This window comes from Paenibacillus sp. B1-35 (assembly GCF_050474385.1).
In the GTDB taxonomy this organism is placed as follows: domain Bacteria; phylum Bacillota; class Bacilli; order Paenibacillales; family Paenibacillaceae; genus Paenibacillus_B; species Paenibacillus_B alvei.
Map to the genome: position 1 here is coordinate 1,325,076 of NZ_JBCHVJ010000001.1, position 23,218 is coordinate 1,348,293.

General features: G+C 47.6%; 26 protein-coding genes and 1 riboswitch. Of the genes, 2 read left to right on the plus strand and 24 right to left on the minus strand.

Annotated features, from left to right (window positions below; genetic code table 11):
• Positions 1 to 14 precede the first annotated feature (14 nt).
• The 18 genes from ytfJ to ACQ5BJ_RS05750 all read right to left on the minus strand — a co-directional run bounded on the left by ytfJ (position 15) and on the right by ACQ5BJ_RS05750 (position 15,838).
• Complete coding sequence (ytfJ, locus tag ACQ5BJ_RS05665; protein WP_430109033.1) at positions 15 to 470, minus strand: GerW family sporulation protein; 456 nt, start codon at positions 468 to 470, stop codon at positions 15 to 17.
• Entirely contained in the window at positions 443 to 1,120 is a 678-nt protein-coding gene (locus ACQ5BJ_RS05670) for a DUF2953 domain-containing protein (RefSeq protein WP_268599699.1), read from the minus strand. Before ACQ5BJ_RS05670 ends, ytfJ begins: the two co-directional genes overlap by 28 nt.
• A 247-nt stretch (positions 1,121 to 1,367) precedes the next feature.
• Positions 1,368 to 2,066: a metal-dependent hydrolase gene (locus ACQ5BJ_RS05675; protein WP_005546829.1), complete on the minus strand. Its 699-nt coding sequence runs from the start codon at positions 2,064 to 2,066 to the stop codon at positions 1,368 to 1,370.
• Between the two features lie 52 nt (positions 2,067 to 2,118).
• Complete coding sequence (gene scpB, locus ACQ5BJ_RS05680) at positions 2,119 to 2,775, minus strand: SMC-Scp complex subunit ScpB (RefSeq protein ID WP_005546826.1); 657 nt, start codon at positions 2,773 to 2,775, stop codon at positions 2,119 to 2,121.
• Positions 2,744 to 3,538, minus strand: coding sequence for a segregation and condensation protein A (locus tag ACQ5BJ_RS05685; protein WP_005546824.1), 795 nt, complete (start codon positions 3,536 to 3,538; stop codon positions 2,744 to 2,746). The genes scpB and ACQ5BJ_RS05685 overlap by 32 nt, the downstream gene beginning before the upstream one ends.
• A gap of 70 nt (positions 3,539 to 3,608) precedes the next feature.
• Positions 3,609 to 4,076: a 6,7-dimethyl-8-ribityllumazine synthase gene (gene ribH, locus ACQ5BJ_RS05690; RefSeq protein ID WP_005546822.1), complete on the minus strand. Its 468-nt coding sequence runs from the start codon at positions 4,074 to 4,076 to the stop codon at positions 3,609 to 3,611.
• An 82-nt stretch (positions 4,077 to 4,158) separates the two neighbouring features.
• Positions 4,159 to 5,397, minus strand: coding sequence for a bifunctional 3,4-dihydroxy-2-butanone-4-phosphate synthase/GTP cyclohydrolase II (locus ACQ5BJ_RS05695; protein ID WP_040735831.1), 1,239 nt, complete (start codon positions 5,395 to 5,397; stop codon positions 4,159 to 4,161).
• Between the two features lie 20 nt (positions 5,398 to 5,417).
• The gene (gene ribE / locus ACQ5BJ_RS05700; RefSeq protein WP_005546819.1) at positions 5,418 to 6,095 is read right to left on the minus strand and encodes a riboflavin synthase; all 678 of its coding nucleotides are present in this window, start codon (positions 6,093 to 6,095) and stop codon (positions 5,418 to 5,420) included.
• Positions 6,076 to 7,242 (minus strand): bifunctional diaminohydroxyphosphoribosylaminopyrimidine deaminase/5-amino-6-(5-phosphoribosylamino)uracil reductase RibD, encoded by a 1,167-nt coding sequence (gene ribD, locus ACQ5BJ_RS05705; RefSeq protein WP_430109039.1) that lies wholly within the window; start codon positions 7,240 to 7,242, stop codon positions 6,076 to 6,078. The genes ribE and ribD overlap by 20 nt, the downstream gene beginning before the upstream one ends.
• A 315-nt stretch (positions 7,243 to 7,557) precedes the next feature.
• Positions 7,558 to 7,717, minus strand: a riboswitch (FMN riboswitch).
• A gap of 167 nt (positions 7,718 to 7,884) precedes the next feature.
• Positions 7,885 to 8,322 carry a peptidylprolyl isomerase gene (locus tag ACQ5BJ_RS05710; RefSeq protein WP_005546816.1) on the minus strand — a complete coding sequence of 146 codons (438 nt, stop codon included), beginning with the start codon at positions 8,320 to 8,322 and terminating at the stop codon, positions 7,885 to 7,887.
• Between the two features lie 197 nt (positions 8,323 to 8,519).
• Positions 8,520 to 9,851, minus strand: a complete 1,332-nt coding sequence (lysA, locus tag ACQ5BJ_RS05715; RefSeq protein WP_040735830.1) for a diaminopimelate decarboxylase — start codon at positions 9,849 to 9,851, stop codon at positions 8,520 to 8,522.
• A 183-nt stretch (positions 9,852 to 10,034) separates the two neighbouring features.
• Positions 10,035 to 11,633, minus strand: a complete 1,599-nt coding sequence (locus tag ACQ5BJ_RS05720; protein ID WP_430109444.1) for a spore germination protein — start codon at positions 11,631 to 11,633, stop codon at positions 10,035 to 10,037.
• A 127-nt stretch (positions 11,634 to 11,760) separates the two neighbouring features.
• Positions 11,761 to 12,198, minus strand: coding sequence for a stage V sporulation protein AB (locus ACQ5BJ_RS05725; RefSeq protein WP_005546811.1), 438 nt, complete (start codon positions 12,196 to 12,198; stop codon positions 11,761 to 11,763).
• A complete protein-coding gene (locus ACQ5BJ_RS05730; protein WP_005546810.1) occupies positions 12,191 to 12,841 on the minus strand; it encodes a stage V sporulation protein AA in 651 nt (216 codons plus the stop codon). The genes ACQ5BJ_RS05725 and ACQ5BJ_RS05730 overlap by 8 nt, the downstream gene beginning before the upstream one ends.
• Positions 12,842 to 12,941: 100 nt before the next feature.
• Complete coding sequence (sigF, locus tag ACQ5BJ_RS05735) at positions 12,942 to 13,697, minus strand: RNA polymerase sporulation sigma factor SigF (protein ID WP_005546805.1); 756 nt, start codon at positions 13,695 to 13,697, stop codon at positions 12,942 to 12,944.
• Positions 13,698 to 13,708: 11 nt separating this feature from the next.
• Positions 13,709 to 14,164 (minus strand): anti-sigma F factor, encoded by a 456-nt coding sequence (gene spoIIAB, locus ACQ5BJ_RS05740; RefSeq protein ID WP_430109041.1) that lies wholly within the window; start codon positions 14,162 to 14,164, stop codon positions 13,709 to 13,711.
• Positions 14,161 to 14,514 carry an anti-sigma F factor antagonist gene (spoIIAA, locus tag ACQ5BJ_RS05745; RefSeq protein ID WP_005546801.1) on the minus strand — a complete coding sequence of 118 codons (354 nt, stop codon included), beginning with the start codon at positions 14,512 to 14,514 and terminating at the stop codon, positions 14,161 to 14,163. The genes spoIIAB and spoIIAA overlap by 4 nt, the downstream gene beginning before the upstream one ends.
• Positions 14,515 to 14,605: 91 nt before the next feature.
• The gene (locus ACQ5BJ_RS05750) at positions 14,606 to 15,838 is read right to left on the minus strand and encodes a D-alanyl-D-alanine carboxypeptidase family protein (RefSeq protein WP_430109044.1); all 1,233 of its coding nucleotides are present in this window, start codon (positions 15,836 to 15,838) and stop codon (positions 14,606 to 14,608) included.
• Between the two features lie 348 nt (positions 15,839 to 16,186).
• On the opposite strand from ACQ5BJ_RS05750, the gene ACQ5BJ_RS05755 reads away from it, so the two are divergent.
• A complete protein-coding gene (locus tag ACQ5BJ_RS05755) occupies positions 16,187 to 16,777 on the plus strand; it encodes a hypothetical protein (RefSeq protein WP_430109046.1) in 591 nt (196 codons plus the stop codon).
• Here ACQ5BJ_RS05755 and ACQ5BJ_RS05760 read toward each other — a convergent pair.
• The 4 genes from ACQ5BJ_RS05760 to ACQ5BJ_RS05775 form a co-directional block, all read right to left on the minus strand.
• Positions 16,770 to 17,597, minus strand: a complete 828-nt coding sequence (locus ACQ5BJ_RS05760; protein WP_005546794.1) for a purine-nucleoside phosphorylase — start codon at positions 17,595 to 17,597, stop codon at positions 16,770 to 16,772. The two genes, ACQ5BJ_RS05755 and ACQ5BJ_RS05760, sit on opposite strands and share 8 nt — an antisense overlap.
• Before the next feature lie 54 nt (positions 17,598 to 17,651).
• Positions 17,652 to 18,842 (minus strand): phosphopentomutase, encoded by a 1,191-nt coding sequence (locus ACQ5BJ_RS05765; protein WP_430109049.1) that lies wholly within the window; start codon positions 18,840 to 18,842, stop codon positions 17,652 to 17,654.
• A gap of 63 nt (positions 18,843 to 18,905) precedes the next feature.
• Positions 18,906 to 19,835 (minus strand): tyrosine recombinase, encoded by a 930-nt coding sequence (locus tag ACQ5BJ_RS05770; RefSeq protein ID WP_289355845.1) that lies wholly within the window; start codon positions 19,833 to 19,835, stop codon positions 18,906 to 18,908.
• Positions 19,836 to 19,951: 116 nt separating this feature from the next.
• Complete coding sequence (locus ACQ5BJ_RS05775; RefSeq protein WP_005546789.1) at positions 19,952 to 20,188, minus strand: DUF4227 family protein; 237 nt, start codon at positions 20,186 to 20,188, stop codon at positions 19,952 to 19,954.
• 207 nt (positions 20,189 to 20,395) lie between these two features.
• On the opposite strand from ACQ5BJ_RS05775, the gene ACQ5BJ_RS05780 reads away from it, so the two are divergent.
• Complete coding sequence (locus ACQ5BJ_RS05780) at positions 20,396 to 21,790, plus strand: S8 family peptidase (protein ID WP_005546787.1); 1,395 nt, start codon at positions 20,396 to 20,398, stop codon at positions 21,788 to 21,790.
• Between the two features lie 173 nt (positions 21,791 to 21,963).
• On the opposite strand, the gene ACQ5BJ_RS05785 is transcribed toward ACQ5BJ_RS05780, so the two are convergent.
• Positions 21,964 to 22,437: a Fur family transcriptional regulator gene (locus ACQ5BJ_RS05785; protein ID WP_005546785.1), complete on the minus strand. Its 474-nt coding sequence runs from the start codon at positions 22,435 to 22,437 to the stop codon at positions 21,964 to 21,966.
• Between the two features lie 130 nt (positions 22,438 to 22,567).
• Positions 22,568 to 23,206, minus strand: a complete 639-nt coding sequence (spoIIM, locus tag ACQ5BJ_RS05790) for a stage II sporulation protein M (RefSeq protein WP_005546784.1) — start codon at positions 23,204 to 23,206, stop codon at positions 22,568 to 22,570.
• Positions 23,207 to 23,218: the final 12 nt, after the last annotated feature.

Consider the following 23,218-nt stretch of genomic DNA (forward strand, 5'->3'; position numbering starts at 1 on the left):
CTAATTCATACCGGTCAAGGTAAAATAATATCTTCGGCAGTCGTTGACCGCTCCTGCTTCTTAAACATGGAATTGATGCGATCACACACATTCGGAACTGCATCAATAATTTTCTCCAGCAGATGCGTTTGATTGTCAAGCGATACGACATGAATGCCTTGCTTGCCTACGACGAGAAAGGCTATCGGCGTAATGTAAACGCCGCCGCCGCTTCCGCCGCCGAACGGTTTCGAGCCATACACTGAGGAGGCATGTGGTTCATGATGATCAGTAGTTAATCTGTCATGTCTCTCCTCCACCCGAATGTCGCTTCCCCCTGCTGCAAACCCAAGTGCCACGCGGCTAATCGGCAAAATAACGCTGCCATCTGGCGTCTGTACAGGATCGCCTACGATTGCATTTGTATCTACCATGGCTTTTATATTGTTGAAAACTGCTTGCATTAAGCCCTCGATAGGATGCTCCGCCATGTTCGTAATCCTCCTTCTGCTCGAACGATGCGAATAATCAACTTGAATACAGCACTTATAGCGTGCACGATGCGAATTTTGGTTATACAAACAACCCTCGTGGAAAAGAATGGACAATGGAACTGCGGGTTTACTTCTAATTGTGGAAGACTGCGGAATTGAACATGATGTGACATTACACCCACCAGCAGACTTTTCAACGACCAGGAGGCGCCTGTTAATAAACAGGCTGTTGCAGGATTGAGCAGCCCAATTTCAGTCTCCCAAGTAAACATGCTGCACTGAACGCGCTGAAGGGTTTGCTTGAACCATTGCGTAAGTTCATACGTATGGTGAAGAAAACGCTGTGCATTATGTACATACCTCTTTGCCTTCCTCTTATCCACTTGGGCCTTATCTCGGCTAGCATTACCTGTTCCGACATTGTCTTTTGCCTTTACACGAACGTGGAATCCTTCCTCTAAGTTAATAAACCGAATCGAGCGCCACTCGTATCTCCATCGGAACAGTCCATAGCATGCACGAATCAATAAGACAATTCGCTCATACTTTCCTGATTTATGAACGATGATTTTGCATTCAATGGACGAAAAGAAGAAGAAGACAAGCAAAACAGCTACCACGCCTCCAGCAATCGCCCATCCTAACATGTCATGCGCCTCCATTTCCTAAACTATCCGTATTATGGCCTTTCATCCAGTCGAGCATGCATGATCTTGAGCCAAGACTCTACAAACTTGGATAATCATGAAAAAACCCGCCTGCTACGAATGTGGTTCGTAGCAGACGGGCTGAAGTCGTCAGAGATGCGATGACGTTCATCCATAATAAGATTGTTCTCAATCAAAAATGAAAAAGTTCGCTTTTTAAGTATAAAGGTAACGTTTTAATAATTGTTTACAACGATAGATGGGAACTGTCGATAGACTGACCAGGCAGCAGTTCAATCCCATGAATGCCAAGCTTTTGCAGCTTCGCCACAAAGGCCGCACCGTCCTGTTGAATCGGCGGGAATGTGTTATAGTGAATCGGGATGACTACCTTCGCCTGTACCCATTGAGCAGCCAGCAATGCATCCTCTGGATCCATCGTGAAGAAGCTTCCAATCGGCAAAAAGGCGATATCCGGCTTGTAGCGATCTCCTATCAGCTTCATATCACTGAACAATGCAGTGTCCCCGGCATGATAAATCGTCAGACCACCCGTTTGCAGCACGATGCCAGCAGGGTTTCCCATATAAATATCCTGACCATTGACCGTAACGGAAGAGCTGTGCAGAGCAGGTACTAATTTGAGCACACCGAATTCAAAGGATGCAGACCCGCCCAAGTTCATGCCTACTGCTTGTGCCCCTTGTGTTTCCATATAGTTCGCAAGCTCAACCATTGCGATAATGGGTGCATTGCAGCGCTTAGCAATTGCCGCTGCATCTCCGATATGATCCCCGTGCGCATGGGTAAGCAGCACAAAATCAGCCTCGATACGAGCCGCTTCAACATCTGCTGCCGGGTTGCCTGTTAAGAAAGGATCAATGATAATACGATGCTGTTCGGTAACGAGTTGAATGCAGGAATGACCATGGAAATGAATTTTCAAAGCATTTTCCTCCTCATAATTGCATATTCAACAGCTTGTCCGCAGAAGTTACCTATCGGATCTCTTCCTCCTGATCAGCATAAACTCCTGCTTCCAATTGTTCTTCGACTTCCTTCACGTCTTCAATTGTTAATTGACGTCCATCTAACTTCTCGAATAATAGCTGGGTTTCCTCCTCTAATCCATCCATTTGTTCAAATGCAGAGGAATCCGGCAATTCTTTAAGCGTAGCCAATCCGAAATAATCTAAGAATGATTTTGTCGTTCCGTATAAAATAGGTCTTCCGATCGCTTCAGCTCGTCCAACCTCTTCAATTAATCCCTTGTTCGTTAATGTCTGAATCGCACGATCGGATTTAACACCACGAATCTCTTCGATTTCAACACGGGTTATCGGCTGTCGATAGGCAACAATAGATAAAGTCTCCAAAGCTGCTTGCGAAAGCGAGGAGCGCGAGGGCGAATATGCCATCCTTTCAAAATAAGGCGCATGTTCCGGCAATGTAGCCAGTTCATACATGCCTGCGATGGCAACAATTTGCAGCCCTCGCTTGGAACGCTCAAAATCCGCACGCAGGTCATTCACAGCTTCCTCTATAACCTCTGGACGCTGTTCTGTAATTTCAGATATTTGCTTGATGTTCAAGCCTTCATCTCCAGCCATGAACAGCAGTCCCTCAATAATCGACTTCAACGTCTGAAAGTCCATCCTCTGTGTCCACCTCCCCGCTCCATTGAATTACGATATCCTCAAAGAGGCTGTCCTGATAGCAGCGAACTTGCTTCATCTTCATCAGCTCCAGCAGCGCGAGAAAGGATACGACAATTTCCGTACGGGTTAGATGCTCGCCAATTAGGCTGGAGAACATCATCTTGCCTCCCCTGCCGAACGGACGGAGCGTATCAATAATACTCTTGATCCGATCCTTAACCGATATTTCATCCCGATGGATGGTAGCGACCTGAGCTCTGCGCGACGCTTTGCTAAGCGCCTTGCGGAATGCTGCAATCAGGTCGGATACATGTAGACCCTCAACCGGATTATCAGGAGCAGTCGGCATAAAAGGAGTCAAGTCCTCTGGTTCCTTGGAAAAAATCATGCTACGTTCTGTCTCGCGTTCCCGGAGATGCTCCGCAATTCCCTTGTACTTCCGATATTCAATCAATTTGCGTATTAGCTCTGCCCGCGGATCAGGCTCATCATCCACATAATCTTCATAGTCGTCCCATTCCATCACTGGAGGCTTAGGAAGCAGTTGCTGTGATTTCATAGACAGCAACGTTGCCGCCATCACGAGAAACTCACTCGTAATCTCGAGCTCCAATTCCTGCATATTGTGCAAATATTCCATATATTGATCGGTAATTTCGCTGATCGAAATATCTTGAATATTAATTTCCGCTTGGTCGATTAAATGCAGGAGCAAATCGAGCGGCCCTTCAAACTGTTCCAGCTTATACGTTACGGTCACCCCGTGATAACCTCCTGAGCAAAAAACAAATGTAGCGCCCTTTGAAAAAGGGCACTACATTAAATAAGCACTATTTTAACAGATTCGTCAAGTTTGCCATTTCAATTGCAGTAACTGCGGCTTCCCATCCCTTGTTACCTGCCTTCGTTCCTGCACGTTCAATTGCTTGTTCGATAGAGTCCGTCGTAAGCACACCGAATACTGTTGGAACCCCTGTCTTCATATTGACCTGCGCAACACCTTTAGCTGCTTCGCTGCACACATAATCAAAGTGTGGAGTAGATCCGCGAATGACTGCGCCAAGTGTAATTACAGCATCATACTTCCCGCTTTCCGCCATCTTTTGAGCAATCAACGGAATCTCAAAAGCACCCGGAACCCAGGCAATATCTACCTCTTCTTCCTTCGCTCCATGGCGCTTGAGCGCATCGAGAGCTCCGGATACTAGCTTACTGACGATAAACTCATTGAATCTGCCTGCGACGATACCATATTTTAAGCCTTCGGATACTAAGTGACCTTCAAAAACGTGTGGCATTAATAAAATCCTCCTCTAGGAAAAATAGTTGAATAATCAAGTTGTGAGTAGCTCTACTCTATTAGCCAAGCCGTACATTTGCTTACTGAGCGTGCTCATCCTGCTCCACATCGTCGAATACAAGCATATGACCAAGTTTTGCAGCCTTTGTATGCAAATATTTTGTGTTGTCCTCGTTCTCCTCCATTTGAATCGGAACGCGCTCAACAACTTCTAGCCCGTAGCCTTCCAGCCCCTTAATTTTGCGAGGGTTGTTCGTAAGAAGGCGAATTTGCCGGATGCCGAGATCCTTCAATATCTGAGCTCCAATGCCGTAATCCCGAAGATCTGCCGGGAATCCAAGCTTTAAGTTGGCGTCAACGGTGTCTAAACCCTGTTCTTGCAGCTTATACGCCTTCAGCTTGTTGATCAGCCCAATTCCACGTCCCTCTTGGCGCATATAGAGCAGTACACCTGCCCCTTCCCTCTCGATTTGCCGAAGCGCTGCAGCAAATTGAGGGCCGCAGTCGCAGCGATGCGAATGAAAAACGTCTCCAGTTAAGCACTCCGAGTGGACACGGACAAGAGCTGGCTTCGAATCGTCAAGACTGCCCTTCACTAAGGCAACATGCTCCTTGTTATCCACACCGTTCGTATACGCAATCGCCCGGAAAACTCCGAAGGCTGTTGGCATATTCACCTCAACCTCACGTTGAACCAGCTTTTCTTTCTCATTCCGGTAATGAATGAGATCTTTGATGCTGATCAGTTTCAGGCCATGCTTTTTCTTCAGCTCCATCAGGTCGGGGAGTCTAGCCATTGTGCCGTCTTCCTTAATTACTTCGCAGATGACACTAGCTGGTGCGGAGCCACTCATTCGAGCAAGATCTACTGCCGCTTCTGTATGCCCTGCGCGGCGCAATACCCCGCCCTTCTTCGCAATTAAAGGAAAAATATGTCCCGGCCGGCGGAAATCCTCTGCCTTAGCACCAGGATCCAGCATCTTCTGAATCGTCAACGAGCGTTCATGAGCCGAGATGCCTGTTGTCGTATCAACATGGTCGATAGATACTGTAAACGCCGTACTGTGATTATCCGTATTGCGGGCTACCATTGGGTGAAGTTCCAGCTCATCGGCACGCTCTTGGGAGATCGGTACACAGACCAATCCTCTGCCTTCTGTAATCATGAAGTTGATCACTTCCGGCGTTGCCTTATCAGCCAATGCGATAAAATCACCTTCATTTTCACGATCCTCGTCATCGACGACGATGATTATCTTCCCCTGCTTCAACTCAGCAAGGGCGTCTTCTATCCGATCAAAATGAAATGCTTCATTCATGTCGTTAACCCCTTTCATCGTCACATAAATCCGTGTTCTGCCAAAAACGCCGTACTGAGACCTCCGAAACGATCCGTTCCTTTCGTGTCGTTTTCCGCTCCCTGCCTGCCATAACGAAGCAAGTGATCCACATACTTTCCGAGCACATCACACTCAATGTTTACCGTATCACCCGGCATCTTGCTCTGAAGAGCAGTCTGTGCCAACGTATGCGGAATAATGGATACGGAAAACTCCCCATGCTCTGCCCTTGTAAGGGTCAAGCTAATCCCGTCTATCGTTATCGAGCCTTGTGAAATCATATATTTGGCCATCTCAGGTCGGCTGGCACGCAGCTCATATACAACGGCATTCGCATCACTCGTTCGTCTCACGATCGTTGCTAGTCCATCTACATGGCCTTGTACAATATGGCCGCCGAATCGGCCGCCTGCTGCCATTGCACGCTCCAGATTCACCGGATCGCCCGGCTTCAAGTCCTTCAAATTCGTATGGCGAAATGTTTGCGGCATTACATCTGCCATGAAAGAGACGCCATCATAAGATGTTGACGTTAGACATACTCCATTGACAGCGATGCTGTCCCCCAGCTTCATGCCATCCAGTACCTTAGACGCACGAATGTGAAGCACCATCGCTTCGCCCCGCTTCAAGACCGATTGCAGCCTTCCAACTTCCTCAACGAGCCCGGTGAACATCGTCGTCATCCTCCTTCATGCCATTTTTAGCTTGTTCTACTTGGCGCTTGCCGAAAGGATACCCGCTAATGCACACATTATCTCCGAGCACCTCAACCTCCATATGCTGGAGATGGTATGCATCCTTCATCCGGCTCACCCCTCCGAACGCAAAGTTGCCTGGTGCTTGCTGACCGCCAACTATAAGAGGGGCGATAAACAATACGATCTTGTCAATCAACTTCTCCTTAAGCATGGCCCCATTTAGGTGTCCTCCCCCTTCGAGAAGTATCGAGCCAATATCATGTTGGCCGCACCATTCCATCATCTGATGCAGATTAACCTGTTCACCTTCTCCACACGCGACCACGTCTACTCCACGAGACTCCAGCTCCCGCCGTTTTTGCTCGCTTGCCAGCGCAGTTGTAAATATACACGTGCGTACAGAACGATCCGTCACTACCTTGGCTTCCACTGGGATGCGTAGCTTGGAGTCTACGATTAAGCGAATCGGGCTAACCCCTGGCACAGTCAGCCGTGTCGTGAGTGAAGGATTATCGGCAAGCACTGTGCCAATGCCCACCATGATTGCTTGATGGCGGTGCCTCATCGTATGGACCACTTCACGGCATTGCTCATTCGAGATCCACTTGCTGTCTCCTGAAGCCGTTGCAATTTTGCCGTCAAGCGTACTGGCTGTCTTGAGAGTAACAAACGGGAGACCGGTCGTTATATACTTAGCGAACATTTCAATGAGTGCTAGACCCTGTTCCCGAAGTACATCTACCGTTACCTCAATCCCATGTTGTTTCAGCAGTGCAATTCCTTTCCCAGCAACTGCCGGATTTGGATCGACACAAGCGATTACGACTCGAGCAACTCCAGATTCGATCAGCCTTAGACAGCAGGGCGGTGTTCGCCCATAGTGGCTGCATGGCTCAAGTGTGACATATGCAGTAGCACCTTGCGCAGCTTCCCCAGCCATCGCTAATGCATGAACTTCTGCATGGCCTTCACCGCGGCGCAGATGTGCACCAAGACCTACAACTCGTCCCTCCTTGACAATGACGCATCCAACAGCAGGATTTACATCCGTCTGTCCAAGCACACGCTCTGCCATATCTAAAGCAAGCTGCATGTACAGTTCATCATTGATGACAGTAGACATTGGCTGTCCTCCTTTCCACAAACGGATCAAGGCTAATGCAAAAAAGCCCTTCGGATCCTCCGAAGGGCATGATTGATTGAGCTTACAGGCATGTACTTTATTTCACAATACACTTTCATTTGCATACGCCAAAGACAACTGAGAACACGGATGTAATCAGTGATACATTTCCATTCAGCATATGTCAAATACGACGATACAACGATAGAAAACCTCGCGCTTCTTCCGCAGGTATCCCTCTCCAATTCGCCTGAAATGCCATGTAATTGTGAAAAAAAGAACTTTAAAGAACTAAAATCAAGTTCCTCTCTCCTGACGCCCCTTCTCCCATCCAGACTATACTGTCGGCCCTGGAGTTGCACCAGATCCACCGTGTGGACGAATCCACCCGGGTCACGGACTAAGAACGTCTTGCATACGCAAGTCTCCGTTCATCACCGCCGGTCGGGAATTTCACCCTGCCCTGAAGGTCTGTCATTTTGATTGCTATTCATTTGGTATAAATATATGCACTTAGAAGTGTACCACCTGTCTTAGCAAAATGCAACTTACGGCGCTTTACCGCTTTGCTTAAGCGAACAGTGAGCAGCAAAAAAGACGTGCATACAGCCCCGCCGTACACACGTCTCCTTTCATGCTCTTCTATTCTTCAACGATTGTTACTTGCTTCATTTTGTCGCCTTGCTTTACAGCATCCATAAGCTCCATGCCTTCAACCACTTTACCGAATACCGTATGAACGCCGTCCAAGTGAGGGAATGCGTCGTAAGTGATATAGAACTGGGAACCGCCTGTGTCCTTTCCAGCATGTGCCATTGCAAGCACACCGCGCTCATGCTTGTGCGGATTGCCTTTTGTTTCACATTTGATTGTGTAGCCTGGGCCGCCTGTACCTGTTCCGTGCGGGCATCCGCCTTGCGCTACGAAGCCAGGAATAACGCGGTGGAATGTCAAACCGTTATAGAACCCTTCGGTAGATAGCTTCTCAAAGTTTGCAACAGTACCAGGCGCATCTTGCTCATGAAGCAGAATTTTTACCGTACCGCCTTTTTCTAATTCAATCACTGCATATTTGCTCATATTTATTATCTCCTTCCATATGTACAATGCTCACGCTTGCTCATCCGATTATACGTTATTTTCAAGCAAAAAGAAAACACCCGATTTCTGTCTTATCGTTGTATACGACAATACAGGTACTCGGGTGTATGACTTCTACCTTATTCATTGTACATTCAGCCGCATGCAAATTGCACATACAACCATGCAATGAAACGTTATTTCAGCATCGGCTCCTTGCTCATGCGTGCCGGAATGCAGTCATTGCGTACGATATCTTCATGCGTTTCACGGCGCACCACAATATCTGCTTCCCCATTGCAGACGAACACGACTGCAGGTCTTGGAATCCGATTATAGTTGCTTGCCATCGAATAGTTATAGGCACCTGTACAGGATACGGCAAGCAAATCGCCCTGCTGAACCGCAGGCAGCACAGTATCCCAAATCAGCATATCTCCGCTCTCACAGCATTTTCCTGCAATAGATACCGTTTCGGTGGACTCGCATGTTGCTCGATTGGCAAGCAGAGACTCATAACGCGACTCATACAATGCAGGACGAGGATTATCCGTCATGCCGCCGTCTACAGCGACAAATTTGCGCACACCAGGAATATCCTTCACGGAGCCGATAGTATATAAAGTTGTTCCCGCTTCTCCAACAATGCTGCGTCCTGGCTCAACCCAGATTTCAGGCAGGCTCTCCGCTACACCGGCAAAGTGCTGCTTCACCGCATCAGTAATTGCCTTCACATATTCACGGACATGTAAAGGCGTGTCGCCTTCCACGTAGCGAATACCAAACCCTCCGCCTAAGTTCACGACGCGGAATGTGATCGCAAGCTGCTCCATTACCCTACGTGCAAATTGCGCTACGCGCTCAACCGCCATTTGAAAGCCTTCTGTCTCAAAAATTTGAGAACCGATATGAGAGTGGATGCCAAGCAGCTCCAAGTGTGTCGCATCCGCTGCCTGGCGTACAGCATCGAGTGCAGTCCCATTCCCGATATCAAAGCCAAATTTAGAATCCGTCTGGCCAGTAGAAATGTATTCATGAGTGTGCGCTTCGACACCCGGAGTAACACGAAGCAGCACAGGTACTGACTGATTGCGTTCCTGGCAGATTGCGTTGAGCAGCTTCAGCTCGGTAAAGTTATCAACTACGAAGCAGCCGATGCGAGCGTCAAGCGCCATTTCAATTTCATCAGGCGTCTTATTATTGCCATGGAAGTGTATGCGGTGTGCAGGGAATCCGGCCCGCATTGCCGTGAACAGTTCCCCCCCAGATACAACATCAAGGGATAGTCCTTCTTGATCAACTAAGCGGCACATTGCTGTTGTACAAAATGCCTTGCTTGCATAGGCTACTTGGAAGGTCAACCCTGACTCACGAAATGCATCCATGTATTGTGCACAGCGTTCTCTGACTAATGCTTCGTCAAAAATGTATAGCGGAGTACCAAATCTATGCTTCAATTCGGTAACATCACAACCACCAATTTCCAAATGTCCGTCCCCATTAATCCTGCTCGTTCCGTGTAAGTACATTGTCATTTCTCCCCACTCCCACTCGATCTTCTATGTCTATCCCCTTATGCTGTTCCAATTGTTGGCCAAAATATTACATCGAGTATATCAGCATATTCGATCACGAAAGAATGGATTTTTCCGTCCATCATTTGCATTATAAAGGTTGTCAAGGGACAAACACATTGCCTTCAAGCACAGATGCTATCGCTTCGTTCTAGGCGGCATCTTTGTATTATCTCGCGTCTGATTCAAGCTCGGGCGAGTCTTCACCAGCATAAACGGCTGGCGAATGAGAATATTGTACATCGCCTTGGCGTTGAACGGAATAAACGGCCATAAATATGAAGCATTGTATGAGCGATGCAAGGTAAGCCATAACAGCCATACCGTTGTCCCGATGACAAGTCCTGGGACCCTGAACAGAGCAACAGCAATGAGCAGTACGAGCCGAACGATACGGTTGGCCAACCCCAATTCATAGCTCGGTGTCGCGAACATCCCTACAGCAGCAACTGCCATATACAAAATGACCTCATTGACGAAAACCCCAGTCTTTACTGCAATATCCCCTACAAGGATCGCGGCCAGCAAGCCTAACGCGATGGCTAGAGGAGACGGTGTATGCACGGCTGCCATTCGCATCAAATCGACCCCAAGCTCTGCGATGAGGAACTGAAAGATGAGCGGTATCTTCCCTGTCTCCTGCGGTCCAATTATTTGCATAGCGGCAGGTTTCAGGCCGGGTTCTATAACAAGCAACAGCCAAAGAGGGAGAATGAATAGTGACGCAAAAATCCCGATGAAGCGTACACTCCGCAAATAGGTTCCCATAAATGCGGTTTGTCGATTTTCTTCTGCATGCTGACATAGGTCGAAAAACGTCGTCGGCAAAATAATAACAGATGGCGAAGTATCGACAAATATAACGATACTGCCGTCCAATAGGTGGGAAGCTACGACATCCGGTCGCTCGGAATAACGCACTAACGGGTACGGGTTCCAAAACTTATTGATAATCGCTTCTTCCAACTGCTTATCGGCATGAGGAAGACCATCGAGATTCACCGCTTTTATTTTATTACGAACCGACTCCACTTGACGCTTGTCTGCAATATCATCGATATAGGCAATGCACACATCTGTACGGGTACGGCGGCCAACCTGCACCATTTCGTACATGAGCCCTGGGTCGCGTACACGTCGACGCACTAAGGTCACATTCGTAAGCAGCGTTTCACCGAATCCATCGCGAGCACCCCGTACAACGCGTTCGAGCGACGGTTCTTCCAGACCTCGCACCGGAAAGGATTTGCAATCCACAATAATCGCGGTTGATTCATGATCAATAAAGAACGCACTGCTACCAGCCAGCACCTTATTAATGATACTGCTTAGTTTATTCTCCCGCTCTACTTGCAGGTGGGGAATGTAGCGCTCGAACAAGGATTTGAGGGCATTCGGCGTTATTTCTTCCTTGTCTAAATACGACATGCGGGACAGGATTAAAGTCATGACCTCTTCCTTGGCGAATCCGTTCAAATAAAACAAGCCTACACGGCGCTCACCAAAGACCATTTCACGCAAAATGATATCAAACGACTCTCCAAGCCCGACTACCCGCTGGAGAGTTTTCTTCGTTTCGTCCAGCTTTTTTGATACTTCATCCTTGTTCTGCCAATAGATGATGGATTCCTCAATCGTATCGGACTTTTCGTTCTGCTTCTTCTCCGTTATCTTATCCTGAGATGAGGCGTGCTTCTGATCATCCTTCTCCTTGGCATGCTCTTGGCCTGAACTCATATCAGAAGGCGGAAATGTGTCCCTATTAGACTCCTCTTGTTCTGAACGTTGCTCTGTCATCGGCAATCTCCTCCTTCGTTAATGTGGTAATGTTGTGCACAGCGCTCGGCTGCTGATATTCGCTCATTCAATGCGGGTATTTAAAACAATCAAGCCAAGAACCAACAACCTTCCCGATAACCATGGCAGTAAGCAGGTGAGGGAGCACAAAAGTCATCCCCAGCCGCTTCGCCAGTATTGGAAATACATTTAACACTTCCGTAAGTGCTGCCGCCAGCAGCCCAACGAATACCCCGTCCAAAAGTCCAATGAATGGGGAGAACCATCCTGCATAATAAAAGGAGATATTCCACAAATCTGTTACGGTAAAGAACAGCGTACCCGCAATGATTGCATACTCAAACCAATATGAGCAATGGAAGGAACGCGTCAGCTGAGCAAGACGAGGGAGCATGTCCAGTACGACAAATAAAGCGACCATTGCACCGCCGACCGTAATCCCTCCAGCTAAACCCGCAAAGGACGCGAGCAGCTGCGCGAGACCATACATCCATGAATCACTCACGCTTCAAATCCTCCTTGCGCAAACGCTTGTACTCCTCAGTAATCATGTATTGGTTCAAATTTTCTTGGTAAAGGAACATCTCTACTTCAAGCGGCGTCGGTTCCTCATTGAACTTTTTCCGGAAGAAATGATTGAAAAATACGACCATTCCCAACCCTATCCCGATTGAGTAGCACGCTTGAAACCAAAAAGGATTCGCATCCTTACGGCCTGTAAGCAGCTCGACAATCCGTTTATGTACTGGAAGCATGCTTACATCGGCGTGAAAGTTCATGATGGCGAGACCTGAACCAAAGAACAGCAGCAGCCAAACGAGGACAATCAAGGCCACGTTCGGCTTTTTCACGGTTGCAGCAACCTCTACAAGCGTATGTGGCTGGCCAAAGCATTCAATTGTCATTTTCGGGTATATAGCTTTAATCAACCTAGTGATTTGCATCATATCAATCAAAACTACATTGCCATCGCTTGGTTTTGGATCCTTCAGTACAATCTCCTTTAATTTTGCATGCCAAGCGTCATCTGCAATTACTTCCGCTACATCCTGCAATCTTATCGGATGCCCGGGCTTTACTGAAGATTGCTTACGCAGCCGGATGTAGCAGGTGCTTCCGGATTCTGGAATCCCATCCACAGTCGCCATATCGATCCCCCTCCTTCCTCCATAGCGTTAGTATGGATGAATGGACAGCAAAAAAACCGCAGGGACATTCCCTGCGGTTCAATGCTTAACTCCCATCTGCTCATTGCGCTATCTGAGCCTTGATGGATTGCAATATTTTCTTTTCAAGCCGCGATACCTGCACCTGGGATATTCCGAGCCGGCTCGCAACCTCTGATTGTGTCTGATCCCGATAATACCGCAAGTACACAATAAGCTGCTCTCGTTCGCTCAAGCCTTCAATCGCCTCATTCAGCGCCAGCTTATCGAACCACTTTTCCTGTGTATCGTCTGCAATTTGATCCATGAGCGTAATCGGATCACCGTCATTTTCAAACACCGTCTCATGGATAGAGGTGGGCGGCTTGTTCGCCTCTTGTGCAAATACAACATCCTCCGGTGATACCCCAAGCTCGGCAGCAACTTCCTTAATTGTCGGAAGGCGATTAAGACGCTTGGACAGCTCATCCTTCGTTTTGCGCACCTTGTTCGCCATCTCTTTCAAGGAACGGCTTACCTTAAGGGTTCCATCATCACGCAAAAAGCGTTGAATTTCACCGATAATCATCGGCACCGCGTAGGTCGAGAACTTCACATCATAAGACAAATCGAATTTATCAACAGATTTCAGCAATCCGATGCAACCAATCTGGAATAGATCATCCGGATCATATCCTCGATTCATAAAGCGCTGAACGACGGACCAGACAAGGCGAATGTTGCAATTGACAAGTGTTTCCCTTGCTAATGAGTCACCTGTCTGACTAAGCGCAATCAGACGCTTCACTTCCGCGTCATCCAAATAATTGGGCGACGACTGCTTCAAATCAGCTTCCATGGCTTCAACCCCTAATTATAGAGCGCTTTTTTCGATTCAATCCGCTTTTTCATGCGGATGCTCGTTCCGATGCCCAGCTCGGTAGTTACTTCGCATTCATCCATGAAGTTCTCCATGATCGTGAAGCCCATGCCAGAGCGTTCCATATCCGGCTTAGACGTATACAGCGGCTGTCTTGCCAGCTCAAGATCCTCTATGCCTCGTCCATTGTCTGAGATCGTAAGCGTGATTTCTTCTCCTGTAATAGAGGCTGAAATCGTAACCATCCCTGTAGGGTCATTGTCATAACCATGGATGATACAATTCGTTACTGCCTCAGAGATTACCGTCTTCAAATCCGTCAGCTCGTCCATTGTCGGGTCAAGCTGGGATACAAATGCCGCCACAGCCACACGGGCAAATGCCTCATTTTCGGAACGACTGGAAAATTGCAGCGTCATTACGTTCGTGTCTGATTGTACACTCATGATACGACCTCCAACCCATTAAGCGCTTTGCGCTCATTATCGTAAACATGCACAATTTTAAACAAGCCAGACAATTCGAACAGACGTCGCACTGCCGGATTCATATCGCACACCGCCATTTTTCCGCCTCGTCCCTTGATCTGCTTGTATCTTCCTAAAATGACACCTAATCCTGAGCTGTCCATAAACGTCAAATCACGAAGGCTTAGCACGACATGGTTCACTTGCTTTCGTTGAATTGCTTCGTCGAGCTGAATCCGTACGAGCTCTGCCGTATGATGATCCAGTTCCCCACTCAGACGGGTAATTAATACGTTGCGCTGGTGTTCCAATTCCACCTGCAGATTCATGGCGCCTCACTCTCCTCCCCATGATGCCGATACAGTTCGTCAATTGGATAACCAATTCCTGCCTGCCGACAAAACTAGAAGCTGCCCGTCTTTAATTGACAAAAAACAACTTGCCGCACGTACGCTTGAAGAGCGTCCACCAACCAGCTTTCGCAATTTCCTCCGCAGATTCGACAGGATATTCGCGAACGACCTTATCCCCTTGATATACGACAAGTTTCCCAAGCGCCTGACCTGCCTTCACCGGAGCCTTAACCGATTTCGGACCGTCAAGCTCAAAGCGCAGATTGTCCGTACCCTCGCCTTTTTTGAGCAGCACATGGTATGGACGCTGAGCCTTCAATTCTATTTTTTCGACCATGCCTTTTTCAACGCGAATGTCTCCTATACGATCACCGCTTTTCAGCAGCGGAACATTCGTATATTGAGCGAAGGCGTAATCGAACATTTGAGTGACTTCTGCATTGCGTGTCTTTGTATTCGGTTCGCCAAGCACAACGGCAATAACACGCATATTGTCCCGCTTTGCTGTAGCTGACAAGCAATAACGCGCTTCTGAAGTAAATCCTGTTTTCAATCCATCGGCGCCTTGGTAGAACCGTACAAGTTTGTTCGTATTGACAAGCCAAAATTTCTTGCTGGTGTTCTGCCGCAAATAATCCTCATATGCACCTGTAAATTTGGTAACACTCGGATATTTCAACAATGCTTGCGACATCAAGGCAATATCATGCGCTGACGTATAATGATTCTCAGCAGGGAGGCCATTGCAATTCACAAAATGAGTATCCTTCATGCCAAGCTCTGCAGCCTTATCGTTCATCATCTGTACGAACGCTTTTTCGGAACCGCCAATCTTCTCAGCCATTGCAACCGATGCATCATTGCCTGAAGCCATTGCGATTCCCTTCATCATTTCTTCGACCGTCATTTCTTCGCCCGGCTCAAGAAAGATTTGCGATCCGCCCATAGACGCAGCGTACTCGCTTGTCGCCACCTTGTCCGTCATCTTCAGCTTGCCTTTGTCAATCGCTTCCATGACAAGCAGCATCGTCATAATTTTCGTAATGCTTGCTGGTGGAAGCTTATCGTGACTATTTTTCTCGAAGATCACCGTTCCTGTTTCCGCATCCATAAGCACCGCTGAGCGCGCGTTATCCGCCAATTGGGCTTCCGGCGCAGCAGAGGATGTTGCTTGGCTTGGCGTTTCCGAATTCGTCCAAGGCGGCAAGTCTGCTCGTGCATAAGATGCGTTCGCCGTAGCAGGCAATATACAAGCGGCAGCGAATAAAAGGCCAAGACTAGCACACAGCCATTTGTTCACAGATTGTCCCCTCCTATCTAAATAGCGTACATCCTGAGTGCATTACATGAGCAGGATGCACTTTCTATCCAGTGTTACCTTTCAGAAGCAAAATATTCCACTCTTACCGAAAGATAGAGCAGAACTTGGAAGGATTCTCTTGTGAAAGTAGAAAAAATTGGAAAACAAATTTATAGCATATGAAGTGAAATGCAGTACACAACGAGAAAGGATGATATCATGCTATAGTCACAATTTGAACACAAAATGATCTCGCGGGGGTCGAATTTCCCGGATTTTGATTTTACTAAGAATAACCTTGATCGCATCTGTATCGGGCTGTATCTGGGCTATTCAGAGGAACAGCTAATGAGAGAGATCTCTATTTCACAGGTACAGTGGAAAAATAGCATCGATTTGCTCTACAGTGAAGGTCTCATCAAAAAAGAAGAGGAGCGATATGTTCCGACATTTCCGGTCATCGCACATGAGTCGGGGCAGCAGCTCTACCAGCTTAGCATCCCAATTGGGAATGATATCGTATCACTAATAAAGCTTAAAGCGAATCGAATTCAGCAAGAGACTTTGTGGAAGAACGGCAAGCTGATGATACCTGTACTGAACAACGAGGAATATCAAGCACTGCATCGCATTGCCAATCTTATTACGGCGGATATGATCAACCTGTTCGAGGGTTATCGTTCTATGCTGGTTCAAGCGTATCACGCTTCCCTATTCGCTACAGAAACTTCCTTCGAGGAGTATTTTATTGGGTATTATCATTTTTTATATTCTTATGTAACCGATCAGCTCATCGAATTGAAACGTTATACAATTGCCTTCTTCGATTGGACTCGCTCATTTTATATTGCTGGAACCATAAGAAAAAGCCGCTGTACTGCCCGATCGATGGACAGCCATGCAGCGGCCTTTTCACATACAAATGTCTTACTTACATAACAGGGATAATCCCAATAACAAGCTTGAGGAACTTATCGCGGACGAGCTCTGCTGTCTCCATAACTTCAGCGTGCGACAACGGCTGATCAAGGATTCCTGCCGCCATGTTACTAATACAGGAAATACCGAGCACTTCCATACCTGCATGCTGTGCAACGATCACTTCTGATACTGTAGACATCCCTACAGCGTCGCCACCTAGTATACGGAGCATGCGGATTTCCGCAGGCGTTTCGTAGTTCGGGCCAAGAAAGCCAACATAGACGCCTTCCTGCAGTTCAACGCCCTGTGAGGCTGCAACTTCCTTCGCCTTCTGGCGAAGCTTCGGGCTGTATGCCTGAGACATATCTGGGAATCGTGCCCCGAGCCGGTTGTCGTTCGCACCAATCAACGGATTGCGTCCCGTCATGTTCAAATGATCAGAAATAAGCATAAGGTCTCCAGGCTTATAGGAAGTATTGATACCGCCTGCCGCATTCGTCACAAGCAGCTTGGATACGCCAATTGCCTTCATAACGCGGACCGGGAATGCTGTCAGCTCAGGGCCGTATCCTTCGTACATATGGAAGCGGCCCTTCATCAGTGCTACCGTACGGCCAGCGATTTTGCCGACCAGAAGCTCACCAGCATGGCCTTCTACAGTGGATACAGGGAAATGCGGAATGTCCCCGTAAGCAATCGTAACAGGCTGTTCCACCAAGTCTGCCAGTACCCCTAGTCCGGATCCCAAAATCAATCCTACTTCTGGCGTCTCACTAATTCTGGATTGGATATAAGCTGCTGCCTCTTGAATATGATCGTGTGTCATTGTGTTGCTCATTTTGTCTCCCCCATTCTTCATAATCGTCCGATTGGTATCGGATCGTGTAATCCTTTATTTCAGTTCATGCAAAAAGCTTGTGCCCACCTGCGGCGATCCCGCTTGGAAATTGTCAGCAATTGTAGCCCCTAAGTCCGCATAGGTTGTACGAATACCAAGCGATTTTCCAGCTTGCAAAGATGGACTATACAGCAGAAGTGGCACATATTCCCGTGTATGATCTGTCCCTGTATGCGTGGGATCATTGCCATGATCTGCAGTAATGACTAATAAATCATTCGGTCCAATTCTATCCATCATCGCTGGCAGGGCCGCATCAAATTCCTCCAACGCCTTGGCATAGCCTGCAGGATCCCGGCGATGCCCATACATGGAATCAAAATCCACTAAATTGACGAACAACAATCCTTCAAAGGATTGCCCCAGCAATTCGGTCGTGGTTTCAATACCGTGGGAATTACTCTTGGTTGGATACGAGGCGGTTATGCCTTCTCCCGAGAAAATATCGTTAATTTTCCCAACCGCAATTACGTCCTTCCCTGCCTGCTGCAAAAGATTAAGCACAGTATCTGCTGGAGGCTTAATTGCATAATCGTGCCGATTCGGCGTTCGTGTATACGCGCCTGGCTTGCCAACATAAGGGCGTGCAATGACGCGACCAACGGAATGAGGTTCGCAAAGCGTCAATTTGCGAGCAATCTCACATGCGCGATATAACTCATCCAGAGGAATAATCTCCTCGTGGGCCGCAATTTGGAACACACTATCCGCAGATGTATAAACGATCCATGATCCCGTCTTCATCTGCTCTTCGCCATATTCCTCAAGAATTTCCGTCCCGGATGCAGGCTTGTTGGCCAGCACCTTCCGTCCTGTTTCCTTCTCGAACGCTTCGATCAGTTCCTGTGGGAATCCATCTGGATACGTATTGAACGGTGTAGTGATGCGAAGACCCATCAGCTCCCAATGACCTGTCATGGTATCTTTGCCTACTGAGATCTCGGCCATTTTGCCAAATACGCCTTCTGGGTGTTCAACAGCCTTCAAGGTACCCAGGTCAGCAATATTTCCAAGACCAAGTCGCTGTATATTCGGCAGTTTTATATTCGGATTGTGTTCAATGATATGGCCCAAAGTATGAGCGCCTGCATCGCCAAATTGCGAAGCATCTGGCAGTTCCCCTATGCCGACACTATCCAGCACAATAACTGCAATACGACCAAATCGTTTACTAGTTCTATTCACGGTTACCACTCCTTCTCATTCTTCATCTTAGATTATGTTAAGGAGATTTGAACCATACTCTCGTTACTTCTTCTTCGCTCTCGGGTGGGCAAATGTATAGACTTCCTTCATGCTGGACTTCTTCATATATTCCACATATCGCTGTGTTGTGGCCGGATCGGCATGGCCAAGCATTTCTTGCACAGCCCGAACATCGGCACCATTTGATAACAGATGAACGGCAAAGGAATGTCGCAGAGTATGAGGCGTAATCGGAAAGGGTAGTTCCAGCTGTTCCGCATATTTTTTGACCATTTTCCAGAAGCCTTGCCGTGACATCCGTTGACCGCGCACATTAACGAACAGAGCCGATTGCTCTCCATACTCTACTTCCCCAACAAGCGAGGATGAGGAGATAAATTGTGGTCTTGACTCGTTCAAGTATCGATCTAAGGCTTCCGCAGCGACTTGCCCTAATGGTACAACACGCTCCTTGCCGCTCATGCAGCGCAGAAACCCAAGCTTCGGCTGGACATCCTCCACGTTGAGCGACATGAGCTCCGATACCCGAACTCCAGTCGCATACAAAGTCTCAAGCATCGCTCGATCCCGAATGCCTAACGGCGAACGATCGTCTGGTAATGACAGAAGCCGTTCTGTGTCCGATAGGGACAAAATCTCAGGGGCCTTCGTCGATGTCTTCGGCCGCTCCACTTCATAAGATGGATCCTGCTTCAGGCTCCCTTCGTGGATACAAAAATGAAAAAAGGAACGTAATGAGGCCGCAATGCGTGCTATGCTCGAAGCCGCCCTACCGTCCCGCTTCAATTGATACATATATTGATTAACATGGTAAGAACGAATCTCATCGACCCTATTCACGCCTTCGCCAACCGCTGCAATGAACATCTCAATATCGCGTATATAGGCTTCCTGCGTATTCAAGGATACCCGCCGTTCGTTCATTAAATAATTGCGATATGCTTCCACTTGCTGTTCTAGTAAGCTTGCCATCGAACTATACTCCTTAACTTGCGACTTTCACTGGCTGTTATCACTGTTATAAGCAACCAATCCTACACTACTTCCACAGCTTTCATGCGAAATCCTTCCCTGCACAAACATTTTCCCTACTCGCCCAACCAGTAGTACACACGCAGCCGTTCTGTAAAAGTCATATGCTCTCTATCCAATTCATCTTCCCACCGAAACACCTTTACAGCCTTGCCATGCGGCTCACGATACTTGTCCACTGGATAAATCCAATCACTGATTGCCCCCATAAAATAAGCAACCGCGTAGGTCATCATGAGAAATAATGCCATAAACTTAATTCGTCTTAATAGGGCTCGCAATGGCACGATCATTGTGTTCTCCCCTTCCGATGGGCTAAATCATTCTCCTGTAACATATGATGCCAGGCCCTCGGATATGCGGGTCATCTCAATTCAAGGAATGAATTTTGTGGATAGATTATTTCACCGTTCTATATTAGTCTCATACGATACAACATGGCATTCCATTCATCCTGCAAATGATCTGCCAAACCGCATCGAATTGGAGGGCTAGCAAGCATGCGCACCTTATCACGCATGTTGAAGGCGGCTGTCAGCAGTCGGCCTCATCGCAAAGCGATACGCAAGATGATTATTTTAAAAGACGAAGAAAGCTACAACGCATGCATACTTGAATTACAAAAATTCGGCATTACACCTGTCAAGCAAGTCGATTCAGCGAATATGTTATGCTGTCATATGGATGGCAACCATCAAGCATTGATGCGATTGAAGAAGCATCCGCACGTCCGCAGAATTGAAACGGACGCGAAAGTCAGAGCACATCTATCCCCTTTCTTCTATGATCCTGCAGACTTTAATCTGGACTCTATAACTACAGAGGCTTCTTCTGCAACAGACCAAATTCCTTGGGGAGTCAAACGCATACAGGTTCCACCCGTATGGAAGAAATCTCAAGGAAAAAGCATTAAAGTCGCCATCGTTGATACCGGCATCTCTACCCACCCTGATCTCCAAATTGCAGGTGGGGTGAACACAATCCATAAGGGAAGCCCTTATAAGGACGACAATGGTCACGGAACGCATGTAGCGGGGATTGTTGCTGCACTAGGGAAAAATGGAATGCAGTATGGTGTAGCCCCAGAGGTCAAACTCTATGCCGTAAAGGTTCTGGATAAGACCGGGGACGGATATGTCTCAGATATTGTGGAAGGGCTTGAATGGTGCATACGCAATAAAATGGACGTCATCAATATGAGCTTAGGACTTAATGGAGCCAGTGCATCACTGCGAACAATGGTAAAGCGAGCTCATCGCAATGGAATTGTGATTGTCTCCTCAGCCGGTAACGAGGGCAAAAGCAGCAAAAAAATCGATCAGCCAGCCAGCTACCCGGAAGTCATCGCGGTTGCGGCCACGGACAAGAAAAATCGCATTGCATCATTTAGCAGCCGCGGGCGAGGCATTGATGTTGCTGCACCAGGCAGCGATATCGTATCCACTAGCAACAAAAAAGGATTTGTCGCGAATTCCGGAACATCGATGGCAGCGCCACATGTTTCAGGAACGGTCGCCCTGCTGCTGGCTCACAACCGCAAAATAAGCCCCGCCCATGTTCGCAAATTGTTAATAAACAATGCCCGCCCACTCAAGGGGTATTCGCGAATTTCACAGGGATTCGGTCTGATCCAAGCAGAGCAGGCCTTCTCTGCACTTTCCATCGCATCCCAGCCAGCGGCGGAAGCTAGCAATAGTTACGAGTTGGCCCCAGCTATGGCGACTCCAATCACTCCTTATATGGCAATAGCCTCCTCACGAAGCAATCGCAGTAAGAAAACAGCCGCTGTTCAGCGGAGGAAGCGTAAGCGTGCAGCTCGCCGAACTCTCGTTGTTGAAAGGCGGATCACCGCCAACAGCCGAAAAAGAACATCTGTTGCTATGCGCAAAGAGTAAATGCTTCATAAGCACATTTCGCATTCCTAATTCCATTATGTATCTATGCCGTTATCGTTGATCCCAAGCAATAAAGCCTCGGCTATGCTGCCGAGGCTTTCTCATCATATCCATCTCATAAGCTGCCGCAATTCCCCGTACTGGCACAGCCTTGCGCCATTACAGTTTCCCGCTTACTGCTGCGGTGATTCCACCTGCTCCTCAGCCTGCTTTTCACGGCATTTCTTGCAAATGCCTTGAAAATCAAGACGATGATCAACAACAGTAAACTGAAATTCCTTCTCCAAGCGCTCTTCCAAAGGCCCAAGCCAATCCTCACGAATCTCCTGCATAGAGCCGCATTGGACACATATCAAATGATGATGATGATGCTTATTCGTATCTCCGCGCAAATCATATCGTGCAACGCCGTCGCCGAAGTTCATTTTCTCCACGACATGCAGCTCACTTAACAATTCCAATGTACGATATACGGTGGCAAGACCGATTTCAGGCGCTTTTTCTTTCACGAGCATGAATACGTCCTCAGCACTAAGATGATCTTCTTCATTCTCGAGCAGGACGCGCACGGTTGCCTCGCGCTGTGGTGTCAGCTTGTACCCTTGGGATTGAAGTTGCTGCTTAATCTTCTCAATCCGCGCTTCCAATGGTCTCCCCCCTTGCCTGCCATCCACGTTTCATTTGTATCACTTCTATATATTATAGGGGGAGAACGCAAGCAGTGTCAAATGAATTGCACAAAGTCAATTTTCTTGGCACGATTCATTCTTAATTCAATCAACTTAGCATCGGAACGACCCAACTCATCATAATAGGGGACACCCATGTTGCAATCGCAGCTACCCCAGCCATACCAACCAATGAGACAGTTTGAAGTGTCATAAAACGGTGGAGAGGTTCACGCAATGACTGCATTCTAGGAACAAATAAGCGATTTTTTAAAATATGCATTGCGAATACCATGGAGGCTACGCTTGCAATCATCAAAAAAGGAATCGCAACAATGTTATGCGGGGCGACAGATACGAGTGCGAACAGAACACCCCTCCATGCATATTGGCTAATAAGCGTCCCTACCGAAAATCCGATAAATACGCCCTTTGCGAACACAAGTGCAAGTACAAGAGGAAAGCCGATAATGGATATGCCGAGCAGTGCAATGAGTGCTACCCATTTGACATAGAACATCGTCGAGCTTAAGAACGTCTCCCCACCGACTCCAGCTAAATTCGAAGCAGCTGACTCCTGCCCCATCGTCGATACAAATTGATTGACATGGCTGCCTATATCCTGTTGCTGCTCCAATGTCAAAGCATTGACAAGCAAGGAACCAAATACAACGCCGACAAGGAAAAGAACAGATACGAAAATATATAAATGGAGCTGAGCACGAAAAGACTGAGCAATCGGCTTCATGGATGAAGGCCC